The following is a 16,980-nucleotide window of genomic DNA, read 5'->3' as shown; positions in this document are numbered from 1 at the left end:
GCCATGACGATCCGCACCAAGATCCTGTTCAGCCACCTCATCGTCACGCTCGCCGTGGCGCTGATCGCGTGCCTCATCATCCTGATCCTGCAGACCGGGGCCGAAAACCGCCGCCAGAGCGTGGCGACCTATGACCAGATCAGGGCGATCAACCTGATCGCGGCGCGCGCCAACGACTATTCCGAACAGGTGGCAGAGCTGTTCATCCTTGGCCCCGACATGCGCGAGGTCATCGACGCCCGCGCGGCCCTCGACGCGGCCCTGACCCGCAAGGAGGATCTGGTGCGCGCCGAGATCGCCCTGATCACCGACCCCGCCGAGCGGACCAGCGAGACGGCCGAGCTGGTGCATCTGGACCGGATGCGCGACACGCTTGCGGCGCTGGACGTGGCGCAGGCCGATGTCATGCAGCTCTTGAACGCGGGCCAGCGTGCGGCGGCGGTGGTGCTGTACATCGACCGGATCGAACACCGGTTCGACAGCGTGATGGGGCAGCTGATCGACGTGGCCACCGACCGCGAAAGGGCCAAGGTGGAACAGACGGCCGCCACGTCCGACATGCTGGCGCGGCGGGTGTTCTGGCTGGCCGTCGGGCTGGTGGCCGTCGTGGCCCTGCTGCTGCTGGCCAACGGGGTGGTGCTGCACCGCGCCATCCTGCGGCCCGTCGCGGCGCTGGCGGACGGTGCGGATGCGGTGGGGCGCGGCGATCTGGATCACAGGGTGCCGGCGACCGCCGCCGACGAGCTGGGGCATCTGGGGCGGCGGTTCAACGCCATGACGACCCAGATCGGCGACCAGCAGACGCTGCTGCGGCAGACCAAGGCGGATCTGGAACGGCACGTCGCGCACCGCACCGCCGAACTGCACACCCGCAGTCAGGAGCTGGAGGCGGCGGTCACCCGCCTCAAGGCGCTGGACGAAACGCGCGCCCGGTTTCTGGCCGACATCAGCCACGAGCTGCGCACGCCGCTGACGATCCTGCGCGGCCAGGCCGAGGTCACGCTGCGCGCCGAAGGCACCTCCCCCGACCGCCTGCGCGAGACGTTGCGGCAGGTCGTGCGCAAGGCCGCCCAGATGGGCCGGCGGGTCGAGGATCTGCTGTTCCTCGCCCGGTCCGAGGCTGGCGTGATCACCGTCGCCAGCACGCCCGTGATCCTGCAGGACGTGATGGCCGACGTGCTGCAGGACTGCGACGGTTTTGCGCGCGCACCCGGCGTCACCGTGACCAGCCACCATCCCGACGCCCCCGTCGTGGTCATGGGCGACCACGACCGGCTGCGGCAGGCGCTGCTGATCCCGCTGGACAATGCGATCCGGCTGGCCCCGGCGGACAGCATCGTCCGCCTCGATCTGGACGTCGCCGGCGACGCGGCGGTCATCCGCATCGTCGACCAGGGTCCGGGATTCACGGCGGCCGAGTCGGAACAGGCCTTTGCCCGCTTCTATCAGGGCGGTGCGGGGCGGGGCGGGGGGAGACCCGGTGGCGGCCATCGCGGCGCGGGTCTGGGCCTGTCGATCGCACGCTGGATCGTGGACCGCCATGCCGGCACGATCCGCATCGTCCGTTCCAGCGACGACCACGATGCATCCCCTGCCACGCCATCCCGCGACGCCGCCCTCGATGCACGGGGGGCGACCATCGCCATTACACTGCCACTGGAGAGGGACCGCGCATGATCCGCATCCTGATTGTCGAAGACGACCACGAGATCGCCGCCTTTCTGTCGGCGGGTCTGACCGCCGAAGGCTATGACGTCGCCGTCACCCATGCGGGGCAAGACCTGATGGACCGTCTGACGGCCCGGCGGGCCGATCTGGTCGTGCTGGACCGGATGCTGCCGGATGCCGAGGGGGCCGACCTGTGCCGACAGATCCGCGCCCGCGGCGACGGCACGCTGATCGTGATGCTGACCGCCCGCGACGCGCTGGAAGACAAGCTGGAGGGGCTGCGCGCGGGGGCCGACGATTACATGACCAAACCCTTCGCCTTTGCCGAACTGCTGGCGCGCATAGAGGCCCTCGTGCGGCGCAGCGGCGTCGTCGATCCGGCCCCCGCGACCGGCACGCTGACCTTTACCGACCTGCGCATCGACATGGCCCGCAAGGTGGTCAGCCGCCAGGATCAGGATCTGGGGCTGACGGCGACGGAATTCGCGCTGCTGCACTTTCTCGTCACCCATGCCGAACAGGTCGTCAGCCGGATGGAATTGCTGAAGGGGGTCTGGGGCTACGACTTCGATCCCCACACCAACGTGGTCGAGGTCTATGTCTCCTACCTGCGCAAGAAGATCGAGCGCGGTGGCGACACCCGTCTGATCCGCAACGTGCGCGGGTTCGGTTACATGATCTCGCAGGCTTGAAGCGCACGGTGGACCACGGCACGGCCATGCGCCGGTCGCTTCAGGGTCTGCCACGACGCGCGCGGCACCGGATGCGACCGGAGATGGCAGCAGGACAGGCTACCATGCCAAACCCGGTCGACGGCACCCCACCCCTGTCCCGGCGGCCAGCCGCCCGAACGCCGATCTGCCCGACCGGGTGTTCACCTGCGACCCCTTCGGCGGCGGCTGACGCCACAGGGCGCGCCCGGTCAACCCTGCAGCCGGGCCGTCAGCCGCCTGTCCCAGGGGCGGGCGTCGGCGGACGCGGGCGCGGACAAGGTCAGATGTCGCGCTGTGCGGCCTGCAACATCGCGAATTCCTCGGCCGCCGTCTTGGCCACGAGGTGATGGCGCGAATAGCCAAAGAAGTAGGCAGCACCGATGCCGAACAGGACCAGCGTATAGACGAAGGCCAGCGGATCGTAGGCGATCACCCCCGTCAGCGCCACCAGCGACAGCACCAGCGCGGTGCCCGACGTGACCGTGCCACCGGGCGTGCGATAGGGGCGCGGCAGGTCCGGCTGCGTGCGGCGCAGGCGGATGTGGCTGTAGGCCATCAGCGCATAGGACAGCGTGGCCCCCACGACGGCCATCGACAGCATCAGATCCCCCTGCCCGGACAGCGACGCAAGGAACCCCAGCACCCCCGGCACGATCAGGGCGCGCGCGGGCACCTTGCGCGTCGTCGTGATGGATAGGGCGGGCGGCAGGTAGCCCGCCCGCGACAGCGCAAAGACCAGCCGCGAATAACCGTAGATGATGGAGAAGAACGACGCGATCAGACCCGCGAGGCCGAGGATGTTCACGAGTGTCGCAAGCCTGCCGTTGCCCACCGCGTTCAGTGCATCGACCAGCGGCACGCCTGACGCGCCGATCAGTTGCGCCCCCGCAGCCCCCGCCAGCAGCACGACGACCAGCGCGGCCATGACCAGCAGGAACGACATGGCGCCGATGATGGCCTTCGGCATGTCGCGGGCGGGGTCCTGCGCCTCTTCCGCCGCCAGCGGCACGCCTTCGACGGCAAGGAACAGCCACATGGCGAACGGCAGCGCGGCCCAGACGCCGAACAGGCCGTAGGGCAGGAACGTCGAGGCACCGACCGCGTCGGTCGCGGGCACGTCGAACAGCAGGGCCGCATCGAAATGCCCGACCAGCGCCACCGCCGTGGCGATGATCGCGAACACCGCAAGGCCCGAGATCACCATCATCACCTTCAGCGCCTCGCCGACACCGGCAAGGTGGATGCCGACGAAGACCACGTAGAACACCGCATAGACGACGGGGCCGTCGAAGCCGATCAGCGATTGCACCGCCGCCCCGATGAAGATCACGATGGCCGCCGGCGCCAGTGCGTATTCGATCAGCACCGCAAGCCCAGTCAGATAGCCGCCCACCGGCCCCATCGCCTGACGGGCAAAGCTGTAACCGCCCCCCGCCGCCGGGATCGCCGCCGACATTTCCGCCAGCGACAGCACGAGGGTGAAATACATGATCGCCATCAGGATGGTGGCGATCACGAAGCCGCCCCACCCCGCCACGCCGATGCCGAAATTCCAGCCCGCGAAATCACCGGAAATGACGTAGCTGACGCCAAGACCTGCCAGCAGGACCCAGCCCGCCGTCCCCCGCTTTAACTGCCGCTGTTCGAGATAGGCCTTGTCCAGTTGCGGGTCTGCCATGGTGTCGCGTGTCCTATGCCGGTGGGAGGGAAAGAAAGCTCGTATGGTCGCGGGTCAGGCCGGCGGCGTCGTCCGTGGACCGGTCCTTGAGGGCCACACCGGATGTGCCCAGCCTTTGCGCCTCGGCCAACAGGTAGGCAGCACGCGCGGCGGCACGGCCATAGTCGAGGCCCGCCGGCCGCACGTTCGAGATGCAGTTGCGGCGGGCGTCGTTGAACCCCACCCGCGGTGCCCATGTAAAATACAGGCCCAGCGAATCCGGCGACGACAGGCCGGGGCGTTCGCCGATCATCACCAATACCGCCTGCGCGCCCAGACGCTCGGCCACGTGATCGCCCACGGCGACCCGGCCCTGCGTAACGACGACGGGGGCGGATAGGCGCAGGGGTGGCAACTGGTCCAGCAGCGCGCGCAGGAACGGGGCGGCGTTCTGCTGCACCGCGTGCGACGACAGCCCGTCCACGATCACCAGCGCCAGATCGGGCACCACTTCGCCCCGCGTCAGGCCCGTGGCATCACCGTCCGACAGGGTGCGGCCCTTGGGCGGATGCCGCAGGTAATCGTCGCGGTCGACCGCCTGCGATCCCAGCAGCAGCGGTTCCGCCAGACCGTCCAGCCCGCGCAGATCGCCCACCAGCCGCGCGGTATCCAGCGCCAGGTGCACCGCGTCGCGGGCCTGCGCATGGGCCAGCTGGAACGCCAGCAACTCCCGCGTCGGCAGGCTGACGCCCACGCGTCCCAGACCGATCCGCGCATCGGTATAGCGACGCAGGCTGCGCCACGGATCTTCGGTCAGGACGGTCGGCGTGTCACGCTCAGCCATGCCGTGCCACCCGTGCAAGGCTGCGGGCGAAACCGTCCGGCAAGCCCCCCGACAGCCGGAACCCGTCCGCGCTGTGCAGGATGTCCATGCGCGCCAGCCAGTCGTCGAATTCCGGCGCGGGCCGCAGCCCGAGCGCGCGGCGCAGATAGAGCGCGTCGTGGAACGACGTCGTCTGATAGTTCAGCATGATGTCGTCGGACCCGGGGATGCCCATGATGAACGTGACACCGGCGACGCCCAGCAGCGTCATCAGGTTGTCCATGTCGTTCTGATCCGCCTCGGCGTGGTTGGTATAGCACACGTCGCAGCCCATCGGCAGGCCCAGCAGCTTGCCGCAGAAATGATCCTCCAGCCCCGCGCGGGTGATCTCCTTGCCGTCGAACAGGTATTCGGGGCCGATGAAGCCCACGACCGTGTTGACCAGTAGCGGGTCGAAATGGCGCGCGACGGCATAGGCCCGCGCCTCGCACGTCTGCTGGTCGAGGCCGTGGTGCGCGTTGGCCGACAGGGACGACCCCTGCCCCGTCTCGAAGTACATGACGTTGCGGCCCACGGTGCCGCGATCGAGCGACAGCGCGGCGGACTGCGCCTCGGCCAGATCGCGCAGGCCGAAGCCGAAGGAGGTATTGGTGGCCTCGGTGCCACCGACGCTCTGGAACACCAGATCGACGGGGGCGCCGCCGTTGATGCATTCCAGCGTGTTGGTGACATGGGTCAGCACGCAGGACTGCGTGGGGATGTCGTAGCGGTCGATGATGTCGGCCATCAGATGCGACAGGCGCATCGCCTGTGCCACGTTGTCGGTCGCCGGATTGATCCCGATCACCGCATCGCCAGCGCCATACATCAGCCCGTCGAGGATGGACGCCGCGATGCCGTTCACGTCGTCGGTCGGGTGATTGGGCTGGATGCGGGTGGACAGATGCCCGGTCAGGCCGATGGTGCTGCGAAAGGCGGTGGCGACGCGGCATTTCTGCGCCACGCGGATCAGGTCCTGATTGCGCATGATCTTGCACACCGCCGCCGCCATCTCGGGCGTCAGCCCGGGGCGCAGGGCTGCCAGCACGGCGGGCGTCGCGTGATCCGACAGCAGCCAGTCGCGGAAATCGCCGACGGTCAGATGTGCGATGGTGGCAAAGGCCGCGGCGTCGTGTGTGTCGATGATCAGCCGCGTGACTTCGTCCGCCTCGTAGGGGATCAGCGCATCCGACAGGAACGTCGTCAACGGCAGATCGGCCAGAACCATCTGCGCCGCGGCGCGTTCCTGTGCCGTGCCCGCGGACACCCCCGCCAGCCGGTCGCCCGCCCGTTCCGGCGTCGCCTTGGCCATCACCTCGGCCAGCGAGGCAAAGATCCAGGTCTGTTGACCAATGATATGGCGGTACGCTTGGGACATGGGACGGACACTCCTGTGCAAGGGCATCGCCGGAACTGGCGCCGATGAAAGCACGGGATGACCCTTTGCGCAAAGATACTTTGCAATCGCCCAAGATGCGGGCGTTTCGATACGGCTTTGCCACGCGATGCGGCAGGTGGCGCAGCGCGAGCCCGACACGTCCCCGCAGCCGACGCCGGACGCTGGCGCTGACATTCGCGTGACATATGCCGCGTCTGTGGCGCCATCGGGGACTTGCGCTAGATGATGATCATCCGATCAACAGGGAGCATCGCATGACGACCACCCGCCGCCGTTTTCTGACCACCGCCGCCGCCGCAGCCGGCGCGGTGACATTCCTGCCGTTCGCGACCCGCGCCGTGGCACAGGCCACCCACGCCTTTCCCACCGCCGCCGGCGACATCACCGTGCATCCGGTCGAGCATGCGAGCATGCGAGCATCGTGATGGAAACGCCGCTGGGCACGATCTATACCGATCCGGTCGGCGATGCGGCGCTGTACGCCGATTTCCCGCCCGCCGACCTGATCTTGATCACCCACGAACACGGCGATCACTACAACGCCGAAACGCTCGCGGCATTGACCGGCGAGACGACCCGGATCATCGCCAACCCCGCCGTCTATGCGATGCTGAGCGACGAGATGAAGACCAAGGCGTCCGAGCTTGCCAATGGCGGTACCGCCGAATTCAACGGTCTGGGGACCGAGGCGATCCCCGCCTACAACACCACCGAGGATCGCCTGCAGAACCATCCGCAGGGGCGCGACAACGGCTATGTCCTGACGTTCGAGGGTTTCCGCGTCTATATCTCGGGTGACACCGAGGACATCCCTGAAATGCGCGCGCTGCAAGACATCGATCTGGCCTTCGTCTGCATGAACCTGCCCTACATGATGGGGATCGAGGCGGCGGCGGATGCCGTCGCCGCGTTCCAGCCGACCTATGTCTATCCCTATCACTACCGGGGTGAAGGCGACGGCACACAAAGCCCGGAAGCCTTTGCGGACCTGGTCGGTGACGCGTCCGAGGTGCGGATCGGCAACTGGTATGGCGGCGAGGTCATGCCCGGCTGATCGCCTGCAGGACCGCACCGGACCGCCCGGGGCTGTGTCCAGATGGGCTGGCCAATGGGATGGGCGGCACCGCCACCATGGGCATCACGGACGCTGTGCATCAGCCGACCTCATGTATCCGGACCGCTCGTCACACCTTTCGCCACGTGCTGACGACAGCCGGCGCCCGGATCAGGTCACGCGCGCCGTGATCCGCTGCTGGCCATACAGGATGACCTCTCGCATCGCCTGGGCCGCCGCTTCGGGATCGCGACCTTCGATCGCCACGACGATGCGGTTGTGGGCGGCGGACACATCGCTCTGGATCGCGGGTTCGGACGCTGGCGAGCTAAGCCGGAACGAGGTCAGCAAGGCCGCCTCGATCAGCGTTGCGACGGAGTGCATGAACAGGTTGCCGGACGCCTTGATGATCGACCGGTGCAACGCGAGGTCTGCCATTGCAAAGGCCTTGTCGTCGCTTGCGACGACCATCGCCTCGATATGCGCGTGAAGCGTCGCGATCTCCTGCGCGGTGGCGCGGCTTGCGGCCATGGCGGCACCGGCGGGTTCCATGATCAGACGCATCTCGTAAAGCTGATCGAGGAATCCCATGCCGGCCCGCGCATCCAGATGCCAGACCAGCAGTTCGGCGTCGAACAGGTTCCAGTCGTGCCGGGCGCGCACCTTGGTGCCGACGCGGGTCCGGGCGACGACCATGCCCTTGGCGGCCAGCGTCTTCATCGCCTCGCGCAACACGGTGCGCGACACGTTGAACTGGGCCGCCAGCTCTTCATCGCGCGGCAGGACGGTGTCGGGGGGATAGCGCCCGGTCACGATGGCGCGGCCGATCCCTTCGACGACCTGCCCGTGGCTGTTGCGGACGAACGTTCCACTCAATGCATCGCGCAGCAAACCCGACATGACCTCTCCTGACCCCTTCAATACCGTGCGTCGTTCGTCTTAGGCGCTGACGCGCAATCGCAAGAGGCCCTTCTGAAGCATAATGAACAGCAAGAGCAATGCCCCGATCACGATCTTGGTCCACCAGCTGGACAGGCTGCCGTCGAACACGATGTAGGTCTGGATCAGACCCATCGTCAGCACCCCGATCAGCGTGCCGAACATGTAACCGCTGCCGCCCGCCAGCAGCGTCCCGCCGATGACGACGGCGGCGATGGCATTCAGCTCGACTCCCACGGTGGCCAGCGGATAGCCCGCCGACGTGTAGACAGAGAACGCGATGCCCGCGAGCCCGGCCATGAAGCCGGAAAAGGCATAGACCATCATCGTCGTGCGCCCGACCGCGACCCCCATCAGTCGTGCCGTCGCCTCGCCGCCGCCAAGGGCATAGGTGTTGGTGCCGAACCGGGTGCGGTGCAGGACGATCATGCCGATGCCGACCGACAGCAGCATCACCACCCCCAGCAGCGTCAGCCGCCCACCGCCCGGCATCACGTAATAGGCGCGCTGCATCGCCTCGTAGGCGGGATGGTCGATCGGGACGGAGTCGATCGACAGCATGTAGCCCGCCCCACGCGCGAGGAACATGCCCGCCAGCGTCACGATGAAGGGTGGCATCGCCAGCACGTGGATCATGCCGCCCATCGCCGCCCCGAATGCGGTCGTGACGACCAGCAGCAGGGCAAACACCGCCGCAGGATGCAGCCCGGTGTCGCGCAGCAGGACCGCGATGAACACGCCCGAAAACGCGATGACCGACCCCACCGACAGATCGATCCCGCCCGAGATGATGACGACCGTCATGCCCACGGCCACGATACCGAGGAAGGCATTGTCGGTCAGCAGATTGCCGATGACCCGCGTCGACAGCATTGCCGGGAACTGGACGATGCAGATGGCATAGGCCAGCAGAAAGATCAGGATCGTCGCATAGAGCGGCAGGGCGTGGACGTTCATTTGCGGACCTCCGCCGGGGGTGTGGGTGCGGCCCGTTTGCGCAGAAACGGCAGGTGGACGGGGTCTTGCAGCAGCATCAGCCTGGGCGATTGCAGCACGAGGATCACGATGACCAGCACAGCCTTGATGACCAGATTGAACTCCGACGGGAACCCCGCCAGCAGGATGCCGGTGTTGATCGTCTGGATGATCAGCGCGCCCAGCAGCGACGCCACGATCGAGAACCGCCCGCCCAGCGGCGAATTGCCACCGATCACCACGGCAAGGATCGCGTCGAGTTCCAGCCAGAGGCCCGCATTGTTCGCGTCCGCGCCCCGGATGTCGGCGGTGGCGATGATCCCCGCCATCGCGGCGCACAGACCGGAGGCGACATAGACGGCGATCAGCAGCACCTTGCTGTTGATGCCCGCCAGCGTGCTGGCCCGCAGGTTCACGCCGATCGCCTCGATCAGCAGACCCAGCGCGGTGCGCCGCACGAGAAGGCCCACGGCGATGCCGGTCAGGATCCAGATCACGGTGGGCACGGGCACACCGATCAGCGTGCCGGACCCGAGATAGGAAAACGCATCGCTGTCGAAGGTCAGGATCGTGCCGTTGGTGATCAACTGCGCGATGCCGCGCCCCGCGACCATCAGGATCAGCGTGGCGACGATGGGCTGGATGCCCAACACCGCCACCAGAATGCCGTTCCACACCCCGCAGACCAGCCCGGCGGCACCGGCAATGGCAAGGGCGCCCCACAGGCCATAGCCCTGATCGATGGACCACGCCGCCGCAGCACCGCAGATCGCCATGACCGTGCCCACGGACAAATCGATGCCGCGCGTGGCGATGACCAGCGTCATGCCGATCGCCAGCAGCGCCACGGGTGCGCACCGTTTCAACACGTCGATGGGAATGCCGACCAGCCGGTCGTTGACCAGCACGACCTTGTAGAAATCGGGATAATACAGGCTGACCAGCAGGATCACCGCGACCAGCGTGATCAGTTGCGGTGCGATCCGGCGCAGGAGTTTGCGTGCGGCGGTCATGCGGCGACCTCGGCCGATGCGTGCGGATCCGCGATGGCGCGCAGGATCCTGTCGCTATCCACATCGGCACCTGTCAGTTCCGCCACATGGGTCCGGTCGCGCACGACGATGACCCGGTGCGATACAGCGACCAGCTCGTCCAATTCCGACGAGATCACGAGGATCGACATGCCCCGCGCCACGACCTCTTCGATCAAACGCAGGATTTCCGCGTGGGCGCCGATGTCGATGCCGCGCGTCGGCTCGTCAAGGATCAGGAACCGCGGATGTGTGGCCAGCCAGCGGGCAAGGATCACCTTTTGCTGGTTGCCCCCCGACAGCAGGCCCACCGGCTTTTCCGCGTCCGGCGTGCGGATGTCGAGGCGGGCGATGTAGTCGTCCGCGATCCGCAGCTGTTCGGCGTAGCGGATCGGACGCGCCCAGCCCTGCCGTGCCTGCAGCGCGAGGATGATGTTCTCGCGCACCGTCAGCTCGGCCACGATTCCGTCCGTCTTGCGATCCTCTGGCGCGAAACCGAAGCCCGCCGCGATGGCGCTGCGCGGGTTGTGCAGATCGACGGCACCGCGCGCGTCGGTGACGGTGCCGCTGTCGCTGGACACGGCGCCGAACAGCACCTCGGCGCTCTCGGTGCGGCCGGATCGCAGCAGACCGGCCATGCCGATCACCTCGCCCGGCCGCACGGTCAGGTCGAAGGGCGCGATGCGCCCGCGCCGCCCGACCCCGGTAAAGCGGATTGCGTCGCCGGATGTATCCGCGCTGCGCTGCAGGCGGTGCGACGTGGTGTGTTGCAACTCATGGCTCAGCATGGCGGTGATCAGCTGCATCCGGTCCAGATCGGCCACCGGATGCGTGGCGATGTGACGACCGTTGCGCAACACCGTCAGGCGGTCCGAAATCTCGAACACCTGATCGAGGAAATGCGAGATGAAGATGATCCCCAGCCCCCGGTCCCGCAACCCGCGGACCACGTCGAACAGCATCGCAACCTCGCGCGCGTCCAGACTGGCGGTGGGTTCGTCAAGGATCAGCACGCGCCCCGACAGATGCACGGCACGGGCGATGGCGACGATCTGCTGCACCGCGACGGAACAGGAATCGAGCTGGCGGCGCACGTCGATGTCGATGCCGTAGCCCTGCAACATCTCCTCGGCCAGCGCCTGCATGGCGCGGGGGCGGATCATCCCGAACCGGCGCGGCTGATGGCCCAGCGTCAGGTTCTCGGCCACCGTCAGGTTGGGCAGCAGGTTGACCTCTTGGTAAACCGTCCCGATGCCGATGGCCTGCGCTTCCAGCGTGGATTGGGGAAAGACGGGTCGGCCGTCGAACAGGATGTCGCCGCTGTCGCGCCGGTAGGCCCCCGTCAGGCATTTGACGAGCGTCGATTTCCCGGCCCCGTTCTCGCCCAACAGAGCGTGGACTTCGCCCGCCTTCAGGTCGAAGTTCACGGCGTCGAGCGCCTTTGTGCCCGGAAAGGTCTTGGTAAGGTCGCGCGTGGATAGCAACATGGGGTTCCCGCATGGTCATGCGCAGACCCGCAAGGGCCGTGCGACAGTCGCATCCGGGGATGGCACACAGGCCACCCCGGACGCAGAAGATGCATCTGAATCAGTAACCCAGATCCTTGTGGCGGTCGTATTCGCCCTGCGGATCGTCGGCCTGCGTGAACAGCCGCGATTCCGTCTGGATGAATTTCTCGGGCATCGTGCCGTCGGCGAAATAGGCCGCCAGCGCGTCGAAGGCGGGACCCGCCATGTTCGGCGTCAGCTCGACCGTGGCATTCGCCTCTCCGGCGGCAAGCGCCTGAAAGATGTCGGGCACGGCGTCGATCGACACCACGAGGATGTCTTCGCCGGGGACCAGCCCCGCTTCCTTGATCGCCTGGATCGCACCCACGGCCATGTCGTCGTTGTGCGCATAGAGCGCGCAGATGTCGGCACCGCCGTTTTCGGCCTGCAGGAAGGCTTCCATCACGGTCTTGCCCTGCGCCCGGGTGAAGTCGCCGGTCTGGCTGCGGACGATCTCGATGTTGTCGGCCCCTGCGATGCCTTCCTCGAAGCCCGCCTTGCGGTCGATGGCGGGCGACGACCCTGTGGTGCCCTGCAGTTCGACGACGCGGCACGGCTCTCCGGCGACGGCCTCGACCAACCACTCGCCCGCAACGCGGCCTTCATGGACCAGATCGGAACCGACGGCGGTCAAATAGAGGTCCGGCGAGCTGTCGACCATGCGGTCCAGCAGGACGACGGGAATCTCGGCCTCGGCCGCTTCTTCCAGCACGGAATCCCAGCCGGTGGCGACGACGGGGGAGACGAGGATCGCATCCACGCCCTGCGCGATGAACGACCGCAGTGCGGCGATCTGGTTTTCCTGACGCTGCTGCGCGTCCGAGAATTGCAGGGTGATGCCACGGGTTTCGGCCTCTTGCATGGTCACCGTGGTCTCGGCGGCCCGCCAGCCGGATTCCGATCCGATCTGCGAAAAGCCGACGGTGGTCTGCGCACTGGCAGCGGCGGCACACAGCGACAAGGCCCCCACACTGGCCATCAAAGTTCTCTTCATCATTGGTCCTCCTCCCAGAAACCCGAGGCATGGTTTCAGCCCCTCCGGGGATATAATATTATAATATTAATCGGATCAAACCTTTTTTGCAGCGCTTGAAATCCCTGCCCCTTATGACGTTCGCCCCGTTTTGATACCAAAAGGGAAAGGCTGTGCCACGCCAGACCGACAGGGACGCACACCCTGACGGCATCGGCAAACGTGTCGGCGCACGCGGATGACAGGGGGGATTCGGTTAGTTGCCCGACAGGATCGCGGCGGTGTCGATCCGGTCGACGATACGCGCAAGAACCCGTTCGGCGGCTGCATTCAGCCGGGACGGATTCCTGCCGATCAGCGCGTAGGTGGCGACCTGCATGTCCTGTGCGACGTCCAGCCTGCGGATGCGGCTGCCCAGTTTCGCCTCGTTCGCATAGAGGTCGGCGACCGATGTGGCGATCGGTGCGATGGCATTGGTTTCGCTGACCAGCGCCAGCGTCAGCAAGAGCGACGAGGTGTTCAGCACGCGTGCCGGTTGCGGCAATCCCGATTTCAGAAGGTAGTCTTCGACCGTCATCCGCATCAGCCCGCCGGGGGGCTGCAGGACCCAGTCATGCGCCAGACACTCGGACAGGTGCAGGTCGTGGCGCCGGAGCAGCGGATGGTTGTCGCGCACGACGAGGGAAATCGGCTCTGTCCCGATGGGGCGCATGGTCACGGCGGCGGGGTCGAATCCGGCGGGCAGGCGGCCGAGATAGAAGTCGATCTCGTGCCCGACCAGGGCGGTCGCCAGCTTGTCCGACGTATCGACGAGGATGGTGAACGCGATCTCCGGATAGGTGACGCGGATGTCGCGGATCGTCGGCAGCACGATCTCCAGACCCGGCCCGGTGACCGTCCCGATCCGCACCATGCCACCGGCGCCGGCGGTCAGCAGGCCGATATCGTCGAACGCGTCATCCAGATCGTGCAGCGCCGCCTTCGACCGCCGTGCCAGAAGCGTGCCAGCCTCGGTCAGCACGACGCCGCGGGCGTGGCGCGTATAAAGCGGCGTGCCCGTCGCCTGTTCCAGCTCTGCCAGCAGCCGCGATGCGGCGGGCTGGGTCATCCCCATCCTGTGCGCCGCACCTGAAATCTGCCCGGTGTCGTGCAGCGCGATGATGAGCCGCAGATGCGGCAACCGCAATCCGCGCCGCATCATCTGCGCTGTCGCACCCGCCTGTGGCTTTTGTGTCGGCACTGATACCCCCATACCGAAACCGGTATGTCACCATGCTTCAAAAGTATTTGAATGCAATATCGGATTTCGTCACGGTCGCCCAATCGAATACCCCGCCGGCGGTCATGGTTGGCGACGTCGGGGGGCTCAACAAGAGGACGGCTCATGCTGCTTTCACAATATCGGACGCCTGCGGGCGCGATACAGATCGCCGCGCGCGACGGCACCGAAGCCTATGCGGTCGCGACCGATCAGACGCTTTATGATCTGGCGATGGCCTGCGCCACGGCCGGCATCAGCCTGCGCGATTGCATCGGGCAGTTGGGACTGGGCGCGCCCGTCGATCTGGAAGCGCTCTCGGCCAACGGGAGCATGCTGCCGCCGCTGTTTCATCCCGACCCGGCACACACCTGTCTGACCGGCACGGGGCTGACGCATCTGGGCAGCGCCGCCACCCGCGCCGCGATGCACGAAAAGGCCGACAAGGCCGAAACCGACTCGATGAAGATGTTCCGCTGGGGCATCGATGGCGGCAAACCTGCAGGCGACGTCCCCGGCATGCAGCCGGAGTGGTTCTACAAGGGGAACGGCCACGCCCTGATCGCGCCGGGGGCGGCGCTGCCGTCGCCGTCCTTTGCCCTCGACGGCGGAGAAGAGCCCGAAATCGCGGGTGTCTATGTCATCGGGCCCGACGGCACCCCGTTCCGGGTGGGCTTCGCCCTGGCGAACGAGTTTTCCGACCATGTGACCGAAAAGCAGAACTACCTGTATCTCGCGCATTCCAAGCTGCGGGCCTGCGCCGTCGGTCCCGAACTGCTGATCGGCGACCTGCCGCAGGACATCCAGGGGCACAGCCGCGTCCTGCGCGACGATGTAGCGGTCTTCGACGCCCCCTTCGCCAGCGGAGAGGCGAACATGTCCCACAGCATCGCCAACCTCGAACACCACCATTTCAAGTACGGCATCTTCTGCCAGCCGGGTGACGTCCACATCCACATGTTCGGCACCGCGACCCTGTCGTTCGCACAGGGGCTTGCATGTCGGGACGGCGACGTGTTCGAAATCAGCGCGCCGGCCTTTGGTCTGCCGCTGCGCAATACGCTGGCCGTGGCGGCACCGCCTGCCGCCGCCCGCGTCACTGTCATGACCCTTTGAAGGAATGCGATCCATGCCGTTCACCCCAGCTGTTTGGCCCCGTGTTTTGCGGTCTCAGGAGTGGTATGGCGGCACGAGCCGCGACAACATCTATCACCGGGGGTGGCTGAAGAATCAGGGCTATCCGGACGATCTGTTCGACGGGCGCCCCGTCATCGGCATCCTGAACACCTGGTCCGACCTGACGCCCTGCAACGGGCACCTGCGCGAGCTTGCGGAAAAGGTGAAGGCCGGCGTGTGGGAGGCGGGCGGTTTCCCCGTCGAGGTGCCGGTGTTCAGCGCCTCCGAAAACACGTTCCGCCCCACCGCGATGATGTACCGCAACCTTGCCGCCATGGCGGTCGAGGAGGTGATGCGCGCCCAGCCCATCGACGGTGCCGTGCTGCTGGTCGGCTGCGACAAGACCACACCCAGCCTGATGATGGGGGCCGCCTCGACCGACATCCCGTCCATCGTCGTCACCGGCGGGCCGATGCTGAACGGCTGGTTCAAGGGCGAGCGCATGGGGTCTGGCACGGCGCTGTGGCAGATGAGCGAGGACATCAAGGCGGGCAAGATGGACAAGGCCGAGTTCCTCGCCGCCGAACAGGCGATGAGCCGGTCGTCGGGCACCTGCAACACGATGGGCACCGCCAGCACCATGGCCAGCATGGCCGAGGCGCTGGGCATGGCGCTGTCCGGCAACGCCGCGATCCCGGGCGTCGACAGCCGCCGCCGGGTCATGGCGCAGATGACAGGTCGTCGCATCGTGCAGATGGTCAAGGACGACCTGAAGCCGTCCGACATCATGACCAAACAGGCGTTCGAGAACGCGATCCGCTGCAACGGCGCCATCGGCGGGTCCACGAACGCGGTCATCCACCTGCTGGCGCTGGCGGGCCGGGTCGGCGTCGATCTGACGCTGGACGACTGGGACCGCTGCGGGCGCGACGTGCCGACGATCGTCAACCTGATGCCGTCGGGCAAGTACCTGATGGAGGAGTTCTTCTACGCCGGCGGCCTGCCCGTGGTGCTGAAACGCCTGTCCGACGCGGGCCTGCTGCACGACGATGCGCTGACCGTGTCGGGGACCACCATCGGCGCGGAGGTCGCGGGCGCGCAGAACTGGAACGACGACGTGATCCTGCCGGTGGAACGCGCGCTGGCAGCCTCCGGCGGCATCGCCGTGCTGCGCGGCAATCTGGCACCCAACGGCGCGGTGCTCAAACCCTCCGCCGCCAGTCCGCACCTGATGACGCACCGCGGCCGCGCCGTCGTGTTCGAGGACATCGACGACTACAAGGCGCGGATCGAGGACGAGGACCTCGACATCGACGAGACCTGCGTGATGGTGCTGAAGAACTGCGGCCCCAAGGGCTATCCGGGGATGAGCGAGGTCGGCAACATGGGCCTGCCGCCCAAGGTGCTGCGCCGCGGGATCACCGACATGGTCCGCATCAGCGACGCGCGCATGTCCGGCACCGCCTATGGCACCGTCGTGCTGCATACCGCGCCGGAGGCGGCGGCGGGCGGACCGCTGGCCGTGGTGCGCACCGGCGACATGATCGAACTCGACGTGGCCGCCCGGCGCATCCATCTGGACATCAGTGACGCCGAACTGGCCGCCCGTCTGGCCGCATGGCAGCCGGCGGCACCGATGTTCGCCAGCGGCTATTCCAAGCTCTTCGTGGACATGGTCGAGGGGGCCGATACCGGGGCCGACTTCGGCATCCTCAAGGGCTGCCGTGGACGCGAGGTGCCCCGTGACAGTCATTAAAGAGGCAGGCATGAGGGGCGCAGGCGCGGGCG

Annotated in this window: 15 protein-coding genes; 6 read left to right on the top strand and 9 right to left on the bottom strand. The window is 67.0% G+C overall.

Features of this window, described 5'->3' with window-relative positions:
• Positions 1–3 precede the first annotated feature (3 nt).
• Both BMX16_RS02485 and BMX16_RS02480 read left to right on the top strand, forming a co-directional pair.
• Positions 4–1,677: a sensor histidine kinase gene (locus BMX16_RS02485; RefSeq protein ID WP_143057982.1), complete on the top strand. Its 1,674-nt coding sequence runs from the start codon at positions 4–6 to the stop codon at positions 1,675–1,677.
• The gene (locus BMX16_RS02480) at positions 1,674–2,360 is read left to right on the top strand and encodes a response regulator transcription factor (protein WP_089898385.1); all 687 of its coding nucleotides are present in this window, start codon (positions 1,674–1,676) and stop codon (positions 2,358–2,360) included. The genes BMX16_RS02485 and BMX16_RS02480 overlap by 4 nt, the downstream gene beginning before the upstream one ends.
• A 301-nt stretch (positions 2,361–2,661) precedes the next feature.
• Here BMX16_RS02480 and eat read toward each other — a convergent pair whose 3' ends face one another.
• From eat to BMX16_RS02465, 3 genes are read right to left on the bottom strand one after another with little or no spacing between them, the layout of a single operon-like run.
• Complete coding sequence (eat, locus tag BMX16_RS02475; RefSeq protein WP_089898383.1) at positions 2,662–4,059, bottom strand: ethanolamine permease; 1,398 nt, start codon at positions 4,057–4,059, stop codon at positions 2,662–2,664.
• A gap of 13 nt (positions 4,060–4,072) precedes the next feature.
• Entirely contained in the window at positions 4,073–4,882 is an 810-nt protein-coding gene (gene eutC / locus BMX16_RS02470) for an ethanolamine ammonia-lyase subunit EutC (protein WP_089898380.1), read from the bottom strand.
• Positions 4,875–6,278 carry an ethanolamine ammonia-lyase subunit EutB gene (locus tag BMX16_RS02465; RefSeq protein ID WP_089898378.1) on the bottom strand — a complete coding sequence of 468 codons (1,404 nt, stop codon included), beginning with the start codon at positions 6,276–6,278 and terminating at the stop codon, positions 4,875–4,877. Before BMX16_RS02465 ends, eutC begins: the two co-directional genes overlap by 8 nt.
• Before the next feature lie 275 nt (positions 6,279–6,553).
• On the opposite strand from BMX16_RS02465, the gene BMX16_RS18270 reads away from it, so the two are divergent.
• Entirely contained in the window at positions 6,554–6,724 is a 171-nt protein-coding gene (locus BMX16_RS18270; protein ID WP_342707795.1) for a twin-arginine translocation signal domain-containing protein, read from the top strand.
• A complete protein-coding gene (locus BMX16_RS02460; protein WP_342707794.1) occupies positions 6,724–7,353 on the top strand; it encodes an MBL fold metallo-hydrolase in 630 nt (209 codons plus the stop codon). Before BMX16_RS18270 ends, BMX16_RS02460 begins: the two co-directional genes overlap by 1 nt.
• Positions 7,354–7,524: 171 nt before the next feature.
• Here the strand turns inward: BMX16_RS02460 and BMX16_RS02455 are convergent, their stop codons facing one another.
• The 6 genes from BMX16_RS02455 to BMX16_RS02430 all read right to left on the bottom strand — a co-directional run bounded on the left by BMX16_RS02455 (position 7,525) and on the right by BMX16_RS02430 (position 14,058).
• The gene (locus BMX16_RS02455; protein WP_089898376.1) at positions 7,525–8,253 is read right to left on the bottom strand and encodes a FadR/GntR family transcriptional regulator; all 729 of its coding nucleotides are present in this window, start codon (positions 8,251–8,253) and stop codon (positions 7,525–7,527) included.
• 39 nt (positions 8,254–8,292) lie between these two features.
• Positions 8,293–9,249 (bottom strand): galactofuranose ABC transporter, permease protein YjfF, encoded by a 957-nt coding sequence (gene yjfF, locus BMX16_RS02450; protein ID WP_089898374.1) that lies wholly within the window; start codon positions 9,247–9,249, stop codon positions 8,293–8,295.
• Positions 9,246–10,280 (bottom strand): ABC transporter permease, encoded by a 1,035-nt coding sequence (locus BMX16_RS02445; RefSeq protein WP_089898372.1) that lies wholly within the window; start codon positions 10,278–10,280, stop codon positions 9,246–9,248. Before BMX16_RS02445 ends, yjfF begins: the two co-directional genes overlap by 4 nt.
• On the bottom strand, positions 10,277–11,785 hold the full coding sequence (locus BMX16_RS02440) for a sugar ABC transporter ATP-binding protein (protein WP_089898371.1): 1,509 nt from the start codon (positions 11,783–11,785) through the stop codon (positions 10,277–10,279). Before BMX16_RS02440 ends, BMX16_RS02445 begins: the two co-directional genes overlap by 4 nt.
• A gap of 100 nt (positions 11,786–11,885) precedes the next feature.
• On the bottom strand, positions 11,886–12,842 hold the full coding sequence (ytfQ, locus tag BMX16_RS02435) for a galactofuranose ABC transporter, galactofuranose-binding protein YtfQ (protein ID WP_089898368.1): 957 nt from the start codon (positions 12,840–12,842) through the stop codon (positions 11,886–11,888).
• 232 nt (positions 12,843–13,074) lie between these two features.
• The gene (locus BMX16_RS02430; protein WP_218139811.1) at positions 13,075–14,058 is read right to left on the bottom strand and encodes a LysR family transcriptional regulator; all 984 of its coding nucleotides are present in this window, start codon (positions 14,056–14,058) and stop codon (positions 13,075–13,077) included.
• 144 nt (positions 14,059–14,202) lie between these two features.
• On the opposite strand from BMX16_RS02430, the gene araD1 reads away from it, so the two are divergent.
• Both araD1 and araD read left to right on the top strand, forming a co-directional pair.
• Positions 14,203–15,192, top strand: a complete 990-nt coding sequence (gene araD1 / locus BMX16_RS02425) for an AraD1 family protein (protein ID WP_089898364.1) — start codon at positions 14,203–14,205, stop codon at positions 15,190–15,192.
• A 13-nt stretch (positions 15,193–15,205) separates the two neighbouring features.
• Positions 15,206–16,948, top strand: coding sequence for an L-arabinonate dehydratase (gene araD, locus BMX16_RS02420; RefSeq protein WP_089898362.1), 1,743 nt, complete (start codon positions 15,206–15,208; stop codon positions 16,946–16,948).
• Positions 16,949–16,980 lie beyond the last annotated feature (32 nt).

Origin of the sequence: Loktanella fryxellensis, from assembly GCF_900110065.1 — a bacterium.
In the GTDB taxonomy this organism is placed as follows: domain Bacteria; phylum Pseudomonadota; class Alphaproteobacteria; order Rhodobacterales; family Rhodobacteraceae; genus Loktanella; species Loktanella fryxellensis.
Note: the sequence above shows the minus strand (reverse complement) of the source record. Positions and strands in the feature narration are given on the sequence as shown.

What these genes read in the sequence shown, in the direction of transcription:
- BMX16_RS02485 (WP_143057982.1), top strand. Translation starts at nt 4, where the DNA reads ATGACGATCCGCACCAAGATCCTGTTCAGCCACCTCATCGTCACGCTC.
- BMX16_RS02480 (WP_089898385.1), top strand. Translation starts at nt 1,674, where the DNA reads ATGATCCGCATCCTGATTGTCGAAGACGACCACGAGATCGCCGCCTTT.
- eat (WP_089898383.1), bottom strand. Translation starts at nt 4,059, where the DNA reads ATGGCAGACCCGCAACTGGACAAGGCCTATCTCGAACAGCGGCAGTTA.
- eutC (WP_089898380.1), bottom strand. Translation starts at nt 4,882, where the DNA reads ATGGCTGAGCGTGACACGCCGACCGTCCTGACCGAAGATCCGTGGCGC.
- BMX16_RS02465 (WP_089898378.1), bottom strand. Translation starts at nt 6,278, where the DNA reads ATGTCCCAAGCGTACCGCCATATCATTGGTCAACAGACCTGGATCTTT.
- BMX16_RS18270 (WP_342707795.1), top strand. Translation starts at nt 6,554, where the DNA reads ATGACGACCACCCGCCGCCGTTTTCTGACCACCGCCGCCGCCGCAGCC.
- BMX16_RS02460 (WP_342707794.1), top strand. Translation starts at nt 6,724, where the DNA reads ATGGAAACGCCGCTGGGCACGATCTATACCGATCCGGTCGGCGATGCG.
- BMX16_RS02455 (WP_089898376.1), bottom strand. Translation starts at nt 8,253, where the DNA reads ATGTCGGGTTTGCTGCGCGATGCATTGAGTGGAACGTTCGTCCGCAAC.
- yjfF (WP_089898374.1), bottom strand. Translation starts at nt 9,249, where the DNA reads ATGAACGTCCACGCCCTGCCGCTCTATGCGACGATCCTGATCTTTCTG.
- BMX16_RS02445 (WP_089898372.1), bottom strand. Translation starts at nt 10,280, where the DNA reads ATGACCGCCGCACGCAAACTCCTGCGCCGGATCGCACCGCAACTGATC.
- BMX16_RS02440 (WP_089898371.1), bottom strand. Translation starts at nt 11,785, where the DNA reads ATGTTGCTATCCACGCGCGACCTTACCAAGACCTTTCCGGGCACAAAG.
- ytfQ (WP_089898368.1), bottom strand. Translation starts at nt 12,842, where the DNA reads ATGATGAAGAGAACTTTGATGGCCAGTGTGGGGGCCTTGTCGCTGTGT.
- araD1 (WP_089898364.1), top strand. Translation starts at nt 14,203, where the DNA reads ATGCTGCTTTCACAATATCGGACGCCTGCGGGCGCGATACAGATCGCC.
- araD (WP_089898362.1), top strand. Translation starts at nt 15,206, where the DNA reads ATGCCGTTCACCCCAGCTGTTTGGCCCCGTGTTTTGCGGTCTCAGGAG.